13 protein-coding genes are annotated in these 20,920 nt (G+C 48.9%); 2 read left to right on the top strand and 11 right to left on the bottom strand.

Translation table 11 applies throughout. From position 1 onward, the window contains the following. Nucleotide 1: 1 nt before the first annotated feature. A complete protein-coding gene (locus tag HPL003_RS18855) occupies nt 2-3,391 on the bottom strand; it encodes a tubulin-like doman-containing protein (protein WP_014281323.1) in 3,390 nt (1,129 codons plus the stop codon). Nucleotides 3,392-3,415: 24 nt separating this feature from the next. Beyond that, complete coding sequence (locus HPL003_RS18850) at nt 3,416-5,221, bottom strand: VWA domain-containing protein (RefSeq protein WP_014281322.1); 1,806 nt, start codon at nt 5,219-5,221, stop codon at nt 3,416-3,418. A 445-nt stretch (nt 5,222-5,666) separates the two neighbouring features. Here HPL003_RS18850 and HPL003_RS18845 point away from each other — a divergent pair, with 445 nt between their 5' ends. Next, a complete protein-coding gene (locus HPL003_RS18845) occupies nt 5,667-6,584 on the top strand; it encodes a hypothetical protein (protein WP_043922442.1) in 918 nt (305 codons plus the stop codon). A 121-nt stretch (nt 6,585-6,705) separates the two neighbouring features. On the opposite strand, the gene HPL003_RS18840 is transcribed toward HPL003_RS18845, so the two are convergent. The 3 genes from HPL003_RS18840 to HPL003_RS18830 all read right to left on the bottom strand — a co-directional run bounded on the left by HPL003_RS18840 (nt 6,706) and on the right by HPL003_RS18830 (nt 11,701). Then, nucleotides 6,706-9,453 (bottom strand): PHB depolymerase family esterase, encoded by a 2,748-nt coding sequence (locus HPL003_RS18840; protein ID WP_014281319.1) that lies wholly within the window; start codon nt 9,451-9,453, stop codon nt 6,706-6,708. Nucleotides 9,454-9,639: 186 nt separating this feature from the next. Further along, complete coding sequence (locus HPL003_RS18835) at nt 9,640-10,776, bottom strand: bifunctional cystathionine gamma-lyase/homocysteine desulfhydrase (protein ID WP_014281318.1); 1,137 nt, start codon at nt 10,774-10,776, stop codon at nt 9,640-9,642. A 1-nt stretch (nt 10,777) separates the two neighbouring features. Next, nucleotides 10,778-11,701, bottom strand: a complete 924-nt coding sequence (locus HPL003_RS18830; RefSeq protein WP_014281317.1) for a PLP-dependent cysteine synthase family protein — start codon at nt 11,699-11,701, stop codon at nt 10,778-10,780. 249 nt (nt 11,702-11,950) lie between these two features. On the opposite strand from HPL003_RS18830, the gene HPL003_RS18825 reads away from it, so the two are divergent. Beyond that, nucleotides 11,951-12,313 (top strand): hypothetical protein, encoded by a 363-nt coding sequence (locus HPL003_RS18825; protein WP_014281316.1) that lies wholly within the window; start codon nt 11,951-11,953, stop codon nt 12,311-12,313. Nucleotides 12,314-12,427: 114 nt separating this feature from the next. On the opposite strand, the gene HPL003_RS18820 is transcribed toward HPL003_RS18825, so the two are convergent. From HPL003_RS18820 to HPL003_RS18795, 6 genes are all read right to left on the bottom strand, one after another. Further along, nucleotides 12,428-12,727 carry a DUF6509 family protein gene (locus HPL003_RS18820; RefSeq protein ID WP_014281315.1) on the bottom strand — a complete coding sequence of 100 codons (300 nt, stop codon included), beginning with the start codon at nt 12,725-12,727 and terminating at the stop codon, nt 12,428-12,430. Beyond that, nucleotides 12,721-14,688 carry an ATP-dependent DNA helicase gene (locus HPL003_RS18815; protein ID WP_014281314.1) on the bottom strand — a complete coding sequence of 656 codons (1,968 nt, stop codon included), beginning with the start codon at nt 14,686-14,688 and terminating at the stop codon, nt 12,721-12,723. The genes HPL003_RS18820 and HPL003_RS18815 overlap by 7 nt, the downstream gene beginning before the upstream one ends. Before the next feature lie 221 nt (nt 14,689-14,909). Then, the gene (locus HPL003_RS18810) at nt 14,910-15,404 is read right to left on the bottom strand and encodes an RDD family protein (protein WP_014281313.1); all 495 of its coding nucleotides are present in this window, start codon (nt 15,402-15,404) and stop codon (nt 14,910-14,912) included. 430 nt (nt 15,405-15,834) lie between these two features. Beyond that, nucleotides 15,835-16,956, bottom strand: a complete 1,122-nt coding sequence (locus HPL003_RS18805) for a glycoside hydrolase family 88 protein (protein ID WP_014281312.1) — start codon at nt 16,954-16,956, stop codon at nt 15,835-15,837. Between the two features lie 56 nt (nt 16,957-17,012). Continuing rightward, complete coding sequence (locus tag HPL003_RS18800; protein WP_014281311.1) at nt 17,013-18,935, bottom strand: hypothetical protein; 1,923 nt, start codon at nt 18,933-18,935, stop codon at nt 17,013-17,015. Between the two features lie 16 nt (nt 18,936-18,951). Further along, nucleotides 18,952-20,862 carry a heparinase II/III family protein gene (locus HPL003_RS18795; protein WP_014281310.1) on the bottom strand — a complete coding sequence of 637 codons (1,911 nt, stop codon included), beginning with the start codon at nt 20,860-20,862 and terminating at the stop codon, nt 18,952-18,954. Nucleotides 20,863-20,920 lie beyond the last annotated feature (58 nt).

Genomic DNA, 20,920 nt, shown 5'->3' with positions numbered 1-20,920 from the left:
TTTACTTCAACTTTCTGCGGATATCGTTTAGTTTCCCGGACATTTGAGCGTAGAACGCATAAAGTTCCGCTCCGTTAGCCAGCTCCACCTTTTCATATTCCAATTGATTCCGGGCTTCCGTGTAGGTTGTAGCCAGTTCATCCAGCTTCGCCAAGAGCGGCGTAATATCCTCGGACGAAGTCAGTACAGCATCACGGCGATCCGCCTTACGCATCAGAACTGCATATTTTTTCTCTTCCAGACCACGGAAGTTCGTAAACACTTCAAACTCCACGTAATTACGACTCTTCATGACATTGGCAAACGGCTCCCAAGCCTCTTCCTCTTCGTCACGGTCATAGACGTACAAAGCGCCTTTCTTCGTAATCGTGTCGGTATAGAGTGCCTGAATGAACTGATCCAGCCATTTTTCCTCATCCTGATATTTGCCCAGCAAAGCTTCCAGTTCGGCGGCCTTCGCTTCAATTTGGGTATATTTCGCCAGTTCTTCACGAACCACCTGCGTTAGCTCCGGCGAACGAATCAGGTTTTCTTTCGCCATCTCTTCATTGATGCTGCCAAAGATGTCTTTGCTTCCCGCCTGTTCCAGTCCTTCAGCCAGCAGACGTTTCAGCTCAGACCAAGCTCTCTTCACCTCACCCAGATTCGGCTTGGATTCTTGCAAACGCATATCGTAGCCTGCCAGCAGACCATTCAGATCCAGCGCACGTGAACGCAGCACAGTAAAGCGGCTGCTCGTATTCTGATCGACATCCTTCTCACGGATAACACCAAGTGACTTGGCACGGTCGAAGTCATTACGGATGCGGGCATTGTAAGCTTGCACACGCGAATTGACATACGTTTCGCCCCACGATTTTTCAGGAATTGGCGACGGCAGATTCGTCCAGTTGTTCTGGCCTGTTTGCACCAGATGGCGGCCAATACCTTCGCGGTCGAGAATCGTTTTTTCATAGCTTTCTTCATACACCTTAAGCGGTGTATACACAAACAACGGCACACCATTACGCGTATTAAGCCAGAATATCCGGTTACGGACTTCACTCTCTTTAATTGTAAAGTGTGATTTACCAATTGCATTATTTTGATAATTGCGAACGCCTTTCAGAATATTAGGCGACTGCACCGGAACCGAAACGAAGCCCCATGACGGGAAATACAGGTTACCGGAGCTATTGCTCAGATGGAAAACAGGTACAGCTTCTTCATCCAGCTTGCTTGCAATATAGCGCTCCACGAATTTTTCAATGGCCTCATCCTGCCCGTATTTCATAACGAGGAAATCCTCCATCGAACGGGTGATAAGATCACCGAATTTGTCGGTCAGGAAGTTGGAGATGGAACTAATGATGTCGATATCCTGATCCTTCACCCATTGATCCGAATTTTCCAGCAACTCTTGGGCAAAATCACGAATCAGATCATCACCGTCGCGGTTATCCAGCAGCTTGGTCACGACTTCGGAAATATCCGGCACACTGACCAGATTCCAATAGTATGTCTTGTTGCCTCTGTGATCGGACTGCTCCTCGCCGTTGATCAGCAGATCGCCATTCTTCTCGAAAATCGCGCTCAGTGCATTCAAAATTTCAGTAAATACATTATAAATGCGGCTGTTTTCCTTATTCAGCAGATCATACAGGTCTTCATAAAATTCAATAAGCTGCTCTGTACGCTCCACATCAGCCCGAAGCCAGTACTCATTGATTTTCGCTTCAATGTACGCATTTTTCTTTTTATCCTTGGACACAAACGCACTCTTGGCATCGCCCAGCTTTTCGCCCGCCTGTTCACGCGCCCATTCAATATCCGTAGGGATACGATGCAATGATTCACGCAGCGTCTCAATGTACGAAAGCAGCATTTTCAGCAAGCTAAAGCCTTTTTCCGTATAAATCATACGGGACACATAGAACGGCCCTTGCTCGGGATGCAGGAACATCCGACGAATTTGGTCGGTAAACTGCCCCGTAATTTCACCCGGAAGCTGCTTCTTCGCCTTGATGTATTCCTCACGCGCACGTGTCAGGAAGGTCTGCTCCAGCTCTGTATCCATATTCACAACTTGCATTTTGACTACATTGTTGTAGCTTAATCGTTCACTGTTTTCAAAGCCTGGCAGCGGCTCGGGTACACGGGATTCGAAGTTTTTGATCATGCTGTCCAGATCGACGCCCAGCTTGCGGGCAAACTTCTCAACATCCTCTTGATTCGGCGATTGCTCGAACATTTTGGACATTTTGCCGAACATCCGGTAGGCCAGATATGTTGTCATTTCCTCCATTGGCAGTACCGCCGAGGAAGCCCCGATAATATTGTAATCGTAGTTGGCAGGATATGTCTTGTTCATTTGTGCAATATTGGTACGGATGTTGCTGATGTAGTCATGAATGGCGAACTCTTCGCCTGACTGCTTTTCCTCACTCGCCATAAAGTTGGTGATGTTCTCGGCGGTGACATTCATGCAGTAATCATAGGCATTTTCCAGCAGCTTGCCTTCGGTATTCGTCGCTGAAATGAGATGACACAGATTAAACGGCGGCAGCGGTGAATTCACGGTCAAAATGTTGCCATACTGCTGCTTGAACCGTTCTCCGCGACTGTCCACATTCATCCAGTAGTCCAGCTCTTTGAGCGCGGCATAGCCGTTCTTTTTAATATATTCACGTGTATGCTCGCTCAGGCTTTTGTTCGCCAGGTTAATGTCCGGCGTAAACAAATACCCTAATGTATTTACACGGTCTACACCTGCGGAGCCGTAATCGCGCTCAATAATCCCTCTGACGATATACGAGATATCGAGGAAGGTACCGCTCCCCGTACCGCCGGACAAACCGGACAGCAGGAACACCATCAGCTTCTTATTGGTGCCTTCAGACAGGGTTTTAATTTTCTTGTCAATGCTTTGCACGACTTGATTGATTTTGGTGAACAACAGCAAACGCCCAGCCTGACGCACCCCTGCCGCCCCGTTCATGCCATCAGTAATACTCAGCTCGGGTGACAGCCAATCCGTAATGTACGGCTCCAAAATGCTGCGGTTTTGCAGCAATCCGCCGATTTCCGCATTGGACAGCAGTACAAACTCGTTGATCGGGTCCAAGCCGATCCCTTTATATTTTTTGTTGCGATCCTGCTCATTCGTTTCAAAAGCGAGAAATTCCACGTTGTCCGGCTTCTCGCTCTTTTTCTTGGATATCGGATCTGCCGGCAACTTGAATCTGCGGTTAATTTGATATTTCAAGCGGAGGAGGGCATCAATCCCCGTCCCTCCGAGTCCGATAATCAAAATGGGATTATCAATGGTATCAACCCTGATTTTATCGCTTACGATCCCTCCGCCGAGTGATACGTCTAATTGCTGGATATGCTCTCTAACTACTGGTTTCATAGATTTGACCTCCTAAGGGTTCGTTTAGCTGTTTACTGAAATGAATTCCAGCAAAATGGTTTTGTCCACGCTTGCCAGCGGAATCGTCAGGCGATCACCGTTTTTCAGTTCAAGACCACTACCTGTATCTACAGCGCGTCCGGATTTTTCAATCGTAATCTCCAGAGTGCTACGCACCATGATACGGTCCTGATTGCCTGGCGTGAACACCACCTTATCGGTTTCGGCAAATTCCGGTGCCAGTTGCAGCAACTGGTGCAGATTGAATTTACCCCGGAAGGTGTTCAGCTTCTTGTATTGCGGATACGTTTTTTCGCCGGTATTTTCATCCCGAATTTCCAGTACGATTTGTCCGACGAAGCCACGGTTTGCTTTTTTGACAGCCTTCCAGATAAAGTAGGCTGCAATCAGCAGAACGATCAGCCCCAGCCCTAAAAGAATGAGTGGTAGCAGCTTGGACTTCTCGGCAGGCGCTGCTGGCCCAGTCGTGCCTGTATTTGTACCACTGCCCGCCGCAGCTTTGGCACTGATGGTCACAGGCTGGGTTTCACGGTAGAAGCTCTTTTCCTCTGCTCTAACGGTCAGTTCATAGTCATGCTCATCCGGTATGGTGTAGGAGCCGGTAAAGGCGTCCCCCTCATTCTTCAATGGAACCTCATTCGTTGTACCGGAATCAAGGTCCTTGACCTTCAGAACTGCATTCATATTGGCATACAGTTCCTGATCCTGAAGCTGCTGGTTGTTGCTTGTCAGGTAGGAACGAATTTGGACTGCGTCACCTTTTTTGTAAGCTTTGGCAGGCGGTGCGTCCAGTTTCAGTTCCAAATCATAGTTGAACACCAGATTAATATCAATCTGATCCTGCTGGACTCCCTTGACTTGGAGCTTCCAGTCGCCAGCCACAGGCTTGAGCAACTTCATCAGCGAGTAGCTTTTCGACTTGGACAGCAGTACATCACTTGAAGGAATCGGCTTGGTGTTGCCTGACGGGTCTATCAGTCTCACATCCACCGGCTTGGAGGACATAATCGAAATGTTAGCCTCCAGCACGCTATCGTTCGGTACAGTTACCGTAACGTCCTGATAGTTACCGTTAGCTGTAATGGACTGCAAGGGAACGACTTTCAGCTTCAAATTGCTGGCGAAAATTTCACTCAAGATGTTCGGCAGGTCATCCGCTGAGCTTGTAATAAAAGATTTACCGCCCGTTTGCTGCGCAATGTCTGCGAGCTTGTTTTTATTCAGTTTTCCATCTGCATTCAAACCGATGGTGTAGATCGGAACGCCGCTATTTTTAGCTTCGGCCACAGCCTTAGCCATATCCTGATCGGATTGGCTTTCAGTTCTGCCCGTCGTTTTATTTAAATCGTTGTTACCGTCGGCCAGCATGACGATCATAGGCGCGTGTCCCGCTATCTTGCCATCCTGCAAAATGCGGATCGCTTCCTTGACACCTACGGAGGTGTCAGTATACGCCCCCCGGTTCAGCCCGTCAATGAACGACTTCAGTTCCTGCTTGTCCGCTTCGGACGTAATATTAAGCAAAGCTTTCTCGCGCTGTACGACATCCGTATACGCTACAATGCCGACCTTGTCATTTTGCGTCGACAGCATATCAATGAACATTTTCATGGCTTCATTGCCAATTTTGCCTGGATCACTGGTGTTCATGGAATTACTCATATCGACAACCAGCACCGCATCCACCTTCGAGGCGGTGGTTGAAGCGGCACCCGCCGTCTGCGGCTGCCATGCCGAAATTGAGGTCATGATCATCATTGTACATATGATTCCGATGAACAAAAACCATTTTCTGTCTCTACTAAACATCGCTTGTACCCCTTTGCCGGTTAGTTCTCATCCTAAATTACAGTTGTACTCCCCTACTATTAAATTATAATGAGTTTTACATGAGAGCCAGCTGAAAATAATGCCCGAATAGCCTGATTACAGCCAAGAAGCCTATTATACCGCGGGATTTTACCAATATCCTGCAGTAATGATATAATTATACCCCAACAAGGGCAATCGGGCACCAGCCTTCTCCTTTATACGACAAAAATGACAGAAGCGAAACCCGCCCTTGTAAAATATCGCTGTAAAAATCTGAGCAGAAAGAGGAAGTACACTATGATCTCATACGGATGTTTGGCGATTTTGTTTCTTTTTGTCGCCATCAAATTAATCATTTACTCTATACATAAAAAACGTGCTCCCTCGACCACCCAAATGAACACCGAGCTTCTTGCCCTGCTGAACCGGAGAAGTGATCGCAATGAGTAGTTCCAAACAGCCTGTACAATTTCGTCCGTTTACCCACACTGAGCATGCGTACCAAAAGCTGCGGATCTGCAAACACTGTGGGCAGTTTACTGCCCTATGGGAAGATAAATGTACGTCTTGCGGTCGGGATGCACTGGTACCTGTAGAGCAATATGCCCACCACAGAGCCAAACTTTATTTTCGCAAGGACCTAGCCTTCGGCATCGTGCTGCTGACCGCTGCCGTCTTTTTCGGCCATTCTCCCCAGCAGATGCTCCTGTGTGGTATCGTCGGCGCACTTCTCCTGCTCCCCTTGGTGCTTCTACAACAGCGTATTCGTTCCTATGAGCAGCGCAGGCAGCTTATACGGCTGTTCAGAGGCCGCATAAAGCAGATTAATGAGGGCCTGAACATTAATCTTAAAAATGCGGTTGCCCTGCGACAGCTCAGCGAGCGTGTCTCCTATGAAATGCTGCGCGAGATTGCCGTACTCATCCATAACGACCGGATAAGGCTCCAGCAGGTTGCCTTGCTGCAATCTTTTGTTCTCCGCAAGGACATGGAGCTAACGCTCGACCCTCTCCTGATCAAAAGCTTTGAGCCGCTCATGGTCAGATATATCGGAGAGATTGCCAGATTAAATCGTGAGCTCATTAAGGACCGGACGTTCCGTTACGTGACCTTTTATGAACGTCGCATTCTGGAAATGGCCGGAGGCGAGGATATTCTCGTCCGCGTTGCCAACGCGGCTGTCCGTAAAAAGCGCTACGTGGTCACGCACGCCGGTTTTATTTCCAGATATGTGCGCAAACTGCCGAAAGAACGAGTTCAGCGTTTATATCATATCATTCAGGAGAATCCTTATGAACCCTTTGGCGATTTGGCCGATGAGGTCAAGATCGTATATCTGATGGAGCAGTATAAAAACTGATCTGTCCTAAGCCCTTCTATATATGACGTCATTACAATGACAAACCACTGCAATGAAGCAGCAAAAAACCGTCAGGATCGCCAGCGTGCCTCCAGACGGTTTTTTAATTGTGGCTTTTTGATCAACCTTGCAGCTTTTGCTGCGCATGATTTATGGAAGTAAAATTAAAAGCACGCACACCCTTGCTGTCATAGACGATAATATCCTTGTTCAAATACGGGTGCAGACCGTTAAAATAGCCGGGCATAATCAGTCTGCGCGTGAACAGGTTTTTACCTAGCATTCGGGGAGAATTGGTTGCCACAACAAGCATTTGTTGGCTTGTGGACCACGGGGCGGGCTGGATATACGAAAGGCAGTACTCGCCTGCTGTAAAATTGCCGTCCAGCATATACCCTTTTTCCGTACAGATGATCTGCAAATGGGCTTGATGCCGCTGAAGCAGCTCATGTTTGGACAAGCCCGCAGTGATACAAATAACGTTACTGTCAGCCAGTTCTTCCTCGGAAATCTCATGGGAAGCCACAACAGGGTAATGAACACCGATATACGGATTCCAAGTCGCTGTCCGAGGGCCGGCCAAAGCCTTCGCCGTCCGTTTTACCGTCTGCTCTTCTTCGGATGTAGTATAGCTGGACGGCAGGACAATGTGCAGGCGACCCATATAAACGTCCAGCACTCCCATACCATGGCCAGAAGGATTCCGACCTGAGCTTTTTAACCTGTACATCGCCATTTCGCCATCCATTTCTTTTCCGGAGCTTCCATGCGTTTTGCTACCCCGTTCAGCAATCAATCGATATTCAGGTGAGGGGTGTTTCTGTGGTTCTATTTTAACAAAGCGAAAGCGGTTATATTCTAGCAAATCCAACACAAAAATCCGCGCTCCAATACGGACATGGACAAGCTCCAATGACAGGATCTCATGTGAAAGATGAATGATAAATTCATCGGCGTGGATGGCTCTAATATCCAGTTCACCTGTTTTGCTCAATTCACCGTGCAGCTCCGCGTATTCCTCGTTTTCATCCGCTTGCGTCAGCTCCAGCCAATAAGCGCGGTTATGTCTCCCCCGCTCCGTTCGGTAGGCAATACGCTGAGGTACCATCACTCTCTTCCATTGCATAAGCCAGCTCAGTACACCGTCCAAAAGCCTCAGTTCATGCGTGTCCCAATGGTTGGCACACCGTTCCACTACTCCTTTATAATGGTCGGATAAAAGCTCGGTTTCAGGAGCTGTATAAGCTTGCGCAAACAAGTAATCCTGATCTCCAACCACATTGAATATGGGCATATTCAGTAAGTTCATCAGATGCTTCGGATGCGGTGCACCAGCAATGACGGCAATAGCCGCAAAACGCGAAGGATAAGCCTGTGCCATCGCCCAGGCAGCGTATGCGCCGTTAGAATAGCCCGTCAGATAGATTCGTTCTTCATCCACCCGGTACGCTTGCAGAATAACATCCAGCGCCTCCAGAAAAGCGGCTTCACCAATGTAACTGCCCAGTGTAACTCCACGGCACGAAAAAGTGACGAATATCGCTTCCTCTTCCCAGCCTTGTCCAAAGCCCCGTTTCTGAAAATCCGGCAGACCCAGCTCATACCGTTTGCCCGGCATCAGGACGATTAGAGGATACTGCCGATCCGCCGAGTAGCTTCGTGGAAGCTGTATCGTGTAGCGTTGCAGGCTGTTGTCCAAACGGGAGACAAAAAAGCCTTCGCCAATCCCGTCAGGGCACAAAAGGATGTTATCTTCCCAAGATGGGTGCTGAGGCCGTTCCGTGTACGCATGTGTGAAAATTCGTTTTAGCAGCTTGATATATTCCCGCACAATGCGATAATCCCAGATTTCAAAAGGGTCTTCCGGCAAAGCCGATAACCTTTTCAGCTCCTCCAGCAAGCCTTCTGCCTGTAATTTCCTCGCGGAGCCAGAAGCATCTATATTATAAACTTGATTATACTGGCGGTACTCTTCTTGCAAACCCTCCACAACCGCCGACAAAGGCCGCACAAGCATCGAGTACACAAAATAATGCTCTCTTGCCTCATGGTCCTGATATGTAACCGTAAAATGCAGCATTCCCGTATTCCCGATAAATTCCTCATTCCAGGCATATTGCTGCTCCTGCTCCCAAACCGCCTGAAACCGGTCCAGCACCGTTCCCTCATCATTCGTTACCTCGACGCATAACGGCTGATCTACAGGAAGATCTATCCTATCCTTGCGCAGTAAATAAAACGAGATTGGACTGTCTTCTCCCTCTCTGCCAGCGGGTTTCTCCACCTCCAGCCATGCCATATGAAAACGTATATTGCGCTCTACGAATTCCTGATGCAGCTCCGCCACATCTACGCTGTCACACGTCTGAGTTCCACTGATCCGAATAGAGTGAGCTTCATCGGGAATAAAGGCTGCAACGACCACCACCGTATGATTACCTTCTTCCAGAACCAAGCGCAAGGGACCAGATTCCGCATATACCAATATGCCGTCCACCCAAATTTGTCCTGTTCCTTCAAACGGTCTGAAAATAACTTCCTGTGCTGCCACGCAGCGGAGATTCGAAACCAGCAAAAGCCTTTCTTGCTCAGTCAAGGGCGGAAAGACACCTAAATTCAATTCCGCGTTCCGGGGGTCCAACTCAGTTAACAAGCGGCACGCTGCCTTTCCTCCAGCCGAAAGCTCCAATCCTTCTTCATTACAAGCCCTTTCCAAATCCCATTCCTCAGGGGCAAAATGATCAGACCATGCCCTACCCACACCGCAATTTTCCGGCAGCTTGACCGGACCAACTGCATAAGCAGACGTAAGACGAACCGGATGATCCAACAGCACAGTTGTCGCTTTTTCCAGATGCGTGAACCTCATAACATTCCCCCTCCAGGTTTTTGTTTCCTCAGAGACGTCGCGATAATAATCCGTTAACATTCATTTTAACTATATAAAGCTATTCGTTATCGCCTTTGCGTACTCCTTTCTTCTCTCAAAAAAAGAAGCTATTCTTAAAATAAAAAAAAGAAGTGGCATCAGCCACCCCTTCCTTTTCAAACATTCTTAGCCTTGCAATGCAGACTGTAAGTCTTCAATTAAATCTTCCAGATCTTCAATCCCTACGGAGATTCGTACCAGTCCTTCGGTAATACCCAATTCTGCGCGACGTTCTACCGGAATGGAGGCATGTGTCATGCGCGCCGGAACACTAATCAGACTTTCAACCGCTCCCAGGCTCTCAGCCAGCGTAAAATATTTCAGTTTTTTCAGTAGTGAAACCGCGTTGGCATCACTACCTACATCAAAGGAAATAATGCCGCCAAAGCCATCGGCCTGAATTTTGGACAGCTCGTGCTGCGCATGGCTTTCCAGTCCAGGGTAATACACTTTGCTAACCTTCGGATGCTTCTCCAAAAAGATCGCAATTTCCTTGGCATTTTGCTCAATGGCTTCCATACGCAGACCCAGTGTTTTGATCCCGCGGATCAACAACCAGGAATCCTGCGGACCGAGAATACCGCCAATAGCGTTTTGCAGAAAATGAAGCTGCTCACCCAACTCATCGCTGTTCACAACAGCCAGACCAGCTACAACATCGCTGTGGCCTCCCAAATATTTAGTAGCGGAGTGAATAACGATATCGGCTCCAAGCGTAATAGGTGTCTGCCAATATGGAGTAGCAAATGTATTGTCCACGATCAGCAATAGGTCATGCTTTTTCACCAGCTCCGAAACCGCACGGATATCCGTAACCTTCAGCAGCGGGTTCGTAGGCGTTTCTACATACAGTGCCTTCGTATTTGGACGAATCGCTTTGGAGACAGCCTCCAGGTCAGTCGTATCTACAAACGTAGCCTCAATGCCAATCCGGTTAAGCACCTTGCTTACAATACGGTAGGTGCCTCCGTATACATCATCGGTCAGCAAAATATGATCTCCAGCATGAAACAGTGAAAATACCGCATGAATCGCTGCCATCCCCGAGCCGAAAGCAAAACCGCGTTTTCCTTCCTCCAGCTCCTTGATCAGCTCTTCCAGTGCAAAGCGAGTCGGATTGCCTGTACGCGAATATTCATAGCCTTTATGAACGCCGATTTCCTCTTGCTCATAAGTGCTTACCTGATAAATAGGAACGTTAACCGCACCAGTATGCGGATCGGTAGGGAGACCGCCATGAATCAGCTTTGTTTTACGTTTCATTTTATATCCCGCCTTCATATATTTTTTTGCTCAGATAGCGTTCGCTGCTATCCGGGAAAATGGTGACGATATGTGCGCCATCCGGTGCGTTCTCTGCTTCCAATAAAGCGGCATGTAATGCCGACCCGGATGAACTGCCAACAAGAAGTCCTTCACGTGCTGCAAGCTCCTTGACACGGTTGAACGCATCGACGTCGCTAATCGTATGAATGGCATTAAAATAACTTTTATCCACAAACTCAGGAATCAATTCCATGCCAATTCCTTCTGTTTTATGCGAGCCTGATTCTCCGCCGTTCAAAATGGAACCTTCCGGCTCCACGATTACGGTTTTAATGGATGCATTTTGCTCCTTGAGGTAACGCGAGGTCCCCATAAAGGTTCCCCCCGAACCTGCTCCTGCTACAAATACATCTACTTTTCCGTCCAGATCGTTCCAAATTTCCGGTCCCATCGTCGTGTAATAAGCCTCTGGATTATCCAGATTGCTGAATTGACGCGGCAAATATGCATCTTGAAATTCAGCAGCCAGCTCCTTCGTTTTCTCGATGGCTCCCTTCATCCCCTCGCTTGTCGGGGTATGAACGATACGCGCTCCCAGCGCCTTCATTAGTTCTTGCTTTTCTTGACTGAACTTTTCAGGCACAGCAAAAATAACCGAGATATTATAATGAAGCGCTGCCATAGCCAGACCGATACCTGCATTGCCTGCTGTGGCTTCAATTAAAGTTCCGCCAGGCTTCAACTGACCTGTTTTTAAGGCTTTTTCAATCAGAGCCTTGCCCACCCGGTCCTTCACGCTGCCGCCGGGGTTCATAAACTCCAGCTTGGCGAACAGACGAATTCCCCTCGGCAGAGAATAGCTGTGCAGTTCTACTAGCGGCGTGCGCCCGATTAATCCCAAAGTATTATGATATACATTCATGATTTCAAGCTCCTTTTAATAGCGAGTCCTAATAAACCAATGGTCAAAAAATAGCAACCTATTGCCGGAGAAGTTCGCCGTCATCCCCAAAAAGCATAGTAATACGGTGTGTATTGGTGCAATAAGATTTTATGTTTATTTCAAGCATTTGTCAAATCGCATCCTTCACTGTACCCACACCCCTGACCTCCTTCCTCGATATGATAGATGGTATGTTCACAATGCCTACAATTATGAGGAGGATTTCATATGGGAAAGCAATTCATTAAAATAGCTGCTGTGTATTTTGCCCTCAGTGCGTTGCTTAGTGTGATTATTGACGTGTCGGGCGATTACAGGCTGTCCAGCGTTCAGTCTCATATTCATTTGCTTGGTTGGACGGCTCTCGGAACTATAGGTTTGATCTATGTGGCTTTTCCTGCACTTTCGGTTACTATGCTGGCACGCGTCCATTTTTGGCTGCATAATATCGGCTTGCCGGTGCTGGTGTTAGCAACTGTAGGCAAAAAGTACGAGGTGCCTGATATTGGAGTTTGGATCATCATGGGGTGGGTACTACTGGCGGTCGGAGTTGTGCTGTTTATGGTGAATGTGTGGGACAGACTGCGCTGAGACAGATGAATATCCCTTGAATGAGCGTGAAAAAAAGGAGCCTGATCAATCACATCAGGACTCCTTTACATACTTTATTATAAGATGGCTATCACAGCCAAGCGTTCTATTATGCTACTTTACGGCTCCGTCCTGCACATGCTCTTTGCAAAAGCTCTCGACAGCCTGCAACTCATCCTCTTCCAGTTCAAGCTCGATGTAACGGTTCGTTACTTTTTCAATCAGCTCATACTTCAATATTCCTGTTTTCTCTTCATCTACTAAATAAAGCGTACGGATATACAGCCCGTTTTCAGTGTAGAGCTCGTCGTCCTCTTCAACCTCAACATCAATCATAAATTCATAACGCTGCCCACTCAAAATACCAAAAGCGTCTTTAATCTGATCTACCGTGTACGATGTAAAATTTAACATGTCTTCATTCCCTCCGGATTTCCTTCGATTACAGTGCATTCTACGCCCGCAGGCAGTAGTTGTAAAACCTGTGTACGTACTTCTTCGCGGTTCAGATCCTGGCCCATGATGGAGATCCAGCCCCGATCATTCCGCGAGCGAATTAATCGCCCGATGCCTTGTCTAAGTCTGAGCGCCATATGAGGCATATCTATCTCCATAAACGGATCTGTCGCATCCTTGCGCAGTGCCGTAAAAACCGGATCATTCGGAGGAAAAGGCAGCGACCAGATGATGACGTGCGACAGGGACGGGCCCGGAATATCCAGTCCTTCCCATAATGTAACAGCACACAAGACGCTTTCCTCATCATTCTGGAAAGATGAGATTAGATGGCTGATTTCAGCCGATCCTTCATATAGAAAACGAAAAGCAGACGCTCCGTGGTAAGCTGCGAGCCCCATTCTGAATGCGTCCAATTCCTCCTGTGAAGGAAACAGGATAAGCGCTCTACCTTGCGATTTCTCCAGCAGGGCCAACGCTCTCTGGATTGGATCATGCCCCGCCTGCAACGGATATAATGCCGCTTGCATCTGATCGTTGTAATCATACGGTGAAGCAACGGAAAACGTCAGTGGATTTTCTATACCGAGGCTTTGCGCCATATAATCAAAGGAACTCTCCACGGAAAGTGTAGCTGATGAGAATACAATCGGTATATGCTGCGCAAATACTCGTTCTTTGAGAATCTCTTTTACCATCTTAGGCATAACCACAAGCGTTAATCCATCCTGATCCTCCATCACCCACGAAATCAGGAGTTCCGGATGCTTAAACAAGGCCAACGCCGTCTGAATCATTTCCAGATGCTCTTCCACGATTTTGACCTGGTACTCATCCAGAGAGAATAACCCGCTTTCAAATACAAGCTCTTCCTCAATCGCACCGATCAGTTCGCCAAAGCGGTTTACCTCTCGAATCAACGACTCATTCAAGGTAAACTCCTTGCGATTAGAACCTTGTACAGGCTGACTGTTCTTTTCGAGCGCAGCGAACAAGGCTTCACTTTGGGATATCGCATCTTCAATCGTCATTGCCAGCGATTCCCGCACTTCCCCCTCCAGCAGACGGGTAATAATGGCCTCAAATTGAGCGTGCTTCAGCTTATAAGTGAGTGCATTCTGCGCCGCTGTCTCCAGCAGATGCCCTTCGTCAAAGACAACAGAGCTGTGCTCCGGCAGTAACGGCAGTTGGCCCTCACGCTTTCTCGCCTCATAGGTCCAGACATGCTCCATATAAAAGTCATGAGAGCAGATAACCAGATCTGCCGCTTTGCGATAATGATCGCGGGACAACGTCTGTCCACAACGATGCCGCTGATGGCAAACGAGGCAATCTTGAAATACATCCCAGCCCAGTCTGCTCCACTGTCCGTCCGTTAGCTCGGGATACTCTTTGCGGTTCCCATAAGGGGTAAAGGACTGTAGCGTATCCGGAAAATGGACAAAATCCGGCAGGTCCTGATAGATATCACGGAACACATCCGCGTCATCATCCAATCCGCTGCGTACGTTATCCAGCTTGTTCAGACAAATATACTGATCCGGCGACTTCCCCAGCCGAGCATCAATCGTCAGGCTCAAATGCCGCGCCAGCTTGGCGATATCTCCCTCCGGCTTTACCAGTTGTTCAATCAGCGACTCGTCCGCACAGGCGATAATCGCAGGCTTTCTCATGTACCGGGCATATGCAATAGCGTACAGGAGGTACACCAGTGTTTTACCTGTGCCCACACCTGCTTCCGCGAAAATCGTTTTCTTTTCCTTATAGGCACGCTCCAACTGGAATGCCATATAAATTTGTTCATCCCGAACCTCAAAGCCGACTTCAGGCAAAACTTCATAAAATACATCCGCAATCCAGTCACTTGCCTGCTCAATAAACGGCTTGGACGGATCAAAGGCAAAAGGATAAGTAGTCAATCGGGCTGTGCCTCCAATTCGTTCATAATGTGCATCCTTTCATTATAACGCAAAACAAGCTAAAAAGAACATGAAAACTGTAAGAACGGCTTACATTTTTTATTTCGGTATGAAATTCTATAGAAGAAAGGGCATCGAGGTTCGTTTGTGTGAGGACGCTGCGCGTAGGTTTTGATCTTACGATCGCTGTTGCCCTGGGATTCTTGGATTGTCTTAAACCTTTAAATTAAAGACGGTTGCTGTTCATGTCGTTGCAGCTCTTTTTTATTCACAACCAAGGTATTGGCACAAAGATCGTGTAGTCCCTGTTTTTTTGCAGTAAAAGCAACAACGATGTAAATAATATGAGCAATCATAAAAGAAATAGCTTTAATCCAATAACGCCCGGAGGCGTGCATGAATCCAAGACGCTTTCCTTCCTCGTTCACGACAATTAGAGAAAACGCAAGCTTGCCCGGCGTTGCTTGTGCATTTGACGACTCCCAAAGCACACAATACAGCCACGGCACTAAGAGCCAAAAAATCAGTGGCCACAACATATGTAATGCTTTTATGAAACCAATCTCCTCCATGTCCAGCGAGACTGGGATCATGAAAAATACTCCGCCTACTAAAAGAGCCATTACAGTTACAATGATCAGATCAATCACAAACGCAGCCGTCCTTTTCCAAAACCCTCCGTATATCTGTTTCTCACTATCGTTAGTTGTTTCCATGGTGATGCATAACTCCTTTTTAAATGAGATTTAAAACCCAATTTATCCCTTTATCCAAGAGGTTATCATACGAATGCCTACCCCATTTGTCAATTTACGAGTAAATTCTCATAAATAAGTAATAAGACCTATATCCATGCATTAAAACGAAAAATTTTATAAGAGCAAGAGCTTATCTGCAATATTTTGGCTCTGATTTAGTATGAACTAAACAAAGCTTTCCCCTCTCTCCTACTAGAAGTGGTTCTTTAGCATCGAATTGCAAACAGCTATTTCGGTTATAAAAAAACAGCGTATATGTAAATGAAAATTACACACACGCTGCCTTCAACGAACCTACATTAGCTTCATATGAAATAGCCATGAACTCTTTCGTTCGCCTCACGCTGACCTATTAGCTACAATGAATAATTCGAAAAATCATTTTACATTACACACTAAACAAGCCTTCTTCTCCACGTAGTTTTGCCAATGCCTCAACAAAGAAATAATCGCCGTAGATGATGGGAACGTTAATGTATTTTTGCTCGGGATAATGTACAGTTCCATTCATGAGCAGTCCCTCATGATCCTGCTCCCATGCTGTACATGTCTCATGCAAGCCCTTGAGAATGGATTCTGCTGCCGTCGTAAAATGCTCCGCACGCGTCGAATATTTTGCCAGCTCCAGCAGACCACTCGCCGCAATAGCCGCAGCAGACGAATCCCAAGCTTCGCGGTGTCCCTCCTCCGCTCTAAAATCCCACACAGGCAGGCAAGCATCGCCCAGTTGGGACAGGAAAAAGTCTGCCGTGTTCTCGGCTACCTTCAAATAACGCGAATCGCGTGTATACCCGTACGAAAGCGTAAAACCGTACAAAGCCCATGACGTGCCACGTGCCCAGGCAGAGCCGGATGCAAATCCCTGTCCGCCGTGCTCGGCGCGTTTTTTTCCAATCTCCGGATCGAACTCGACCACATGCGCAATCGAACCGTCAGCACGGACAAACTCACGCGCTACGGTATCGGCATGCTGCACAGCCAGAGCCGCAAAGCGCGGGTCCCCGCTTTCCTTCGAAGCCCAATAGAGTAAGGGCAGATTCATCATGCTGTCTATAATCGCTACGCCCCGCGTATCCATGTCCTTGGCATGGAAATTCCACGCGCGAATAAAACGGCCATTCACGTTAAAACGAGCAGCAAGCAAGTTAGCGGCTAACAGCCCACGTCTTCTGGATTCTGGATCTCCAGTCAACCGATGGGCTGTCACACCGCTCAACAGCCAAATAAAGCCAAGATCATGGTCTATGGCTTCACTATTGTATAGCACCTTTTCCAGACGTTCCTCGCACTGCTGTGCAATTCTGGCAGCTCCGCTGTCAGGGCGTGCTCGATTTACCAGCCATAGCAAACCTGGATAAAAGCCTGCCGTCCACCATTCTTCCTCACGATGATCATAACGTCCACCTTCTGCAACATGTGGAAAGGCGTTCCCCAGTCTTGCCGCCAAGGCAAGCGTTTTGTCCAAAGCCAGCTCCCACGATTGTTCCAGCCATGCTGCTGTTTCAGTCATTGCTCTTCACTCTCCCTTTTCCACATGTTAAAAAAATCTATGATTCCCGCCCTCATTTATGCCGGCAAATGAATGATAAAAGAAATACGGCTGCCCTCGCATTCCAAACGCGCTCCCTTGAGTAACCCATTCCGACAGGCCACGGAAGCCAGTTCTTCTGGCCACACGACATTCGTTCCTTCCGCTACTGGAATAACTTCCAGACTCGCACCTGCATATTCCACCCGAATGCTTTCCTTTTCTTCACCTGTTGACATGACATGGTGAATGACACTGCGTTCCCGGCCGTCATATGCCAATAAAGGAATAAGTGCCCCCACAGCCTGAATGCTGCCTTGAAGCTCATATGTCACCTCAATCTTGCCGGGTACCTGCCGATAATGCGTTCGAATTTCCCACACGCCCGGAAACGGACCCTTCCACAACAACGTGAACTCAGTCGCTCCGTCAGATGCAGAGCTTTGCTCCATTTGTACCGATCCCCCACCGTCCAGCGGATCAATACCCCCATCCCGGTCAAACTCCAGCGTGCCAGGAATGCCTTCCGACAGACTGTGCCATTTCCCGTCTTCCGTTTGCCAAGCCGGGGTATAGCTGAGCGGGAAAATATCCCCTTCCGCAAAACCTGTAAAGCCGCGGTCTGCATGCCCTGCCGAGGACGGACCGATTAGCGGTGGCAACACGGAACGCTGAATACGCACGATGCCGGGAATATTGTACGGGTCATTGACCGATGTCTGCACAAGCATTTGCTGACCCTCTACGTTCGCAATGACGGTCTGGAACCAGCCGTCCGTTTCCAGCACTCGGCTGCCCATTTCCGCCGGAATAAAGGATGGTGAAATGCGCTCCAAATCCGCTCCGTGCAGAAGTGTATAAGCCAGTACAGCAGCCGTCCACAGACTGTAGCAGGTATGGTTCGAGTACACCTCGAAGCCATGCCGAGCCTCGGATGAATAATGATTGCGGACGATATGCAGCTTGCCCTCGTCGGTCTGCCAGTGGCCAATCGCCTGCCAGCACAGGTCCGCTGCCCGCCGGAATGCGCCTGCCAGCCCGTGCTCGCCTGCTGCAAAAGCCTGCCGCGCATGTGTCGTGAAAACGAAGGCCGCCGTCGCTTCGTTCCACTGATGCTGCGCGCTTCTTCCACGCGGCGGAATTTCCCCGTGCGGGGATAACGCCAACAGTGAGCTGAGCGCCCCTCTTTGAAGATGGTCGCGGAGTTCAGGGGCACACCCGCCATCATATCCGGCCTCCAGCATCATGCCCAGATGAAAGCGTGTGACGATATCGTAGGCGAACGGGCTATTGGGCCGGTCCAGCGGACCATCCTGATACAATCCCAATCCGGTAAAGCGAGGCAAATGATAACTACGGATATACGCCTCCATCCATTCCGAATCCGCGGCAATTCCTTCTGCCGCACGCATAAACTCACCGGAAATCATAATCGCGTTCCAGTTGATCATACGGTTCGGATTTTTCATTTTGCTCATCGTAAAAATGTAGGTATCTTCCGGCTGAATCTGGCTCAACTGCTGCTTCCATGCTGTAGCCTGCTCTGGCAGCAGGTTTTTGAGCAGTCGATATGCCCCCATCATCATGATCGGAAAAAAGTCCGGATGTTGATCCGGGGCCTTTCTCTCCACTACACACGCTATGCTGTGGGTTAGGGCCGCCGCAGCGGATTCGAGCAAGTCATGCCGACCTTCTTTGACCAGTACCGCCGCTGCCAAAGCATAGGATGGAGTTGAGTAATACCGTTCACGATCAGAATGAGGGTCGATGATGGCCCCATTTTCATCCTGATGCGGGGTATAAGCACGAACCAGCTTTTCCAGCACAGCAAGCTTACGTTGGTGAGTCCAGCCGTCCTCCACTCGATTCAGCCCGATTTCCAACTGTTCATCCAACCGTTCTATAAATTCCTCCAGCTCCGTCTGCCAAGGATACACGCTGCCTGTGTGCAGTTTATTCATTCTGTCAGCCTCCCATTCAAAATGAAGAATGATTTATGGTAAAAAACAGCTCGCAATCCACGCTTGCAGCGCCGCCACAGCGATCCGAGGCCAGCCCTAACGATGTTTTGTAAAACACAAACGGTACCCCGTCATGATCCATATGCTGCACAGCCTCCACCTCCAGACGCAGCACGCTGGCATCATAATCCAGTCTGACCGCCGCGCTCGCTCCCTTCCATTCCACAAATCCTGTTCCCGTATAAGGCTGAATACGGCTGATCAAGTTCTCTTCCACATTCCACGGCTGTATGCTCCCGTCAGACGTCTCAAACTCAAAATGATCTGTGACGGTAAGCTTCGCCCCCTCGTTCCTCTCCAACACATTCCATGCAAATGAGCGGGTGAACAGCGCCAATTCTTCTACGGGATACGCAGATGTCAAATCCAGCTTAAACCTTGTGTCCGCCTGTGCCGCCCCTTGCTCTCCCAAGGCAATATCCAGCACAACCGCCTGGGCCTCCGCACCTGATTTCTGCATGGTCCCGTTAATAACAGGCACAGAATGACCACCAGAGGAAATGTTGATGATCGACTCTCGCCCCGGTGAGAAATAGGCTTTCGTATATAAGCCGGCTCCCAGATCACACAGCAGATTTTCACCACCGCCATGAAGGATAAAATGTCCCAGATCATTATGATTGTGCGGTTCATCGTTATGCCCACCCTTTGCTGAAAAAGCAAGTATTGGGCCCTGTTCCACTGTAGGAGTTCCAGATATGCTGTGGCTGTGAACGCGGCACATCAACCACCCAAGCTGTGGCAAATAATGGACTACGGCCTCACTGTTCCCAAAGGCCAAAGGATTCGTCCAGACTAGATTGCGCAATATATGCGCCCAACGGCGGCAAGGGTCTTCTAGTAGACCTGGTATGCGGAAAGGCAGCGTAGACGGTCGTCCCTGCAAAGCATTCAAACGAGAGATGAGTCCAGATGGAAGGCGTTCGGTTTCACTGCTGTCCGAATAATTAGCAAACATGCCTTCCGACAGATGAACCCGTTCCGCAAAGGCCGCTATTTGCCTAACCTTTTCCGAGGTGAGGATATCCACAGCCCCCCCGGTAAACTCACGCAGCATATCGGCAAAATGGATAAAATAACCAAAGCCATACACCCAATAACCGACTCCTTCGGGACAACCCCCGTCGTCCCTGTAGCCTGCCAAGAAGCAGTCCAGCGCACCGAGCATTTTCTCGATAGCCGCAGCTTTGTGTGGATCATCTTCTGCCAGCAGCAATGCGGCGATTCCGCAACCGGAAGCACATACAGCCGCCCAATTGTGATCTGCTGTCTCCCATTGGAAGTGACGCGGCTCCCAAAATACCGGTTCTAATACACGCCGTTCGATCTCCCCGCGCACCTGAACGACCACATGACTATCCAGTTGCTCGCCGAGCAGCAGTATGATTTCAGCCAGCGTTTGCGCGGTTTCAGACGCAAATAAATCCACCTGCTGCCAGGGCGGCGTCACCGTATCCTCTTCCCTGACATGTGCAGGAAGTGCCCATGTATACTCCCCGCAGATGTCCAAGAGACCGCTCTCCACCTCTTTGATCCGCCAAGACTCCGGTTCGGCAACGGCTGCCAGCACGAGGGCTGCCAGTCGTCCGCGCCGTTCAAAGTACACATCCTCATATGGCTTGCGCTCCCCTGTATTCGAAAACTGCCGGAACAGAGACAACGGAAGCGTCGGCCATGGCGTTTCCCGGTTATTCTCACATACACGCTCAATATCCTTCCAAAGCCCGGCGTATATCGGCTCAGAGACAGTCACCCGCAGCCTTTTCGTCCACTCACGCCTTAACTGTTGCCTTGCTGCATCCTGCGAACTGCCAGTCAGCACCGTGACGAGCCGCGAAGCAGGCCAAGCCTCCTTCAGAAGACTCATTGCATTTCCTCCCCATGAGACACATTCGTTTCGCCTTCTTTTTTGTTAACGCTTTCAT

It is taken from the genome of Paenibacillus terrae HPL-003 (genome assembly GCF_000235585.1).
GTDB classification, from domain to species: domain Bacteria; phylum Bacillota; class Bacilli; order Paenibacillales; family Paenibacillaceae; genus Paenibacillus; species Paenibacillus terrae_B.
Note: the sequence above shows the minus strand (reverse complement) of the source record. Positions and strands in the feature narration are given on the sequence as shown.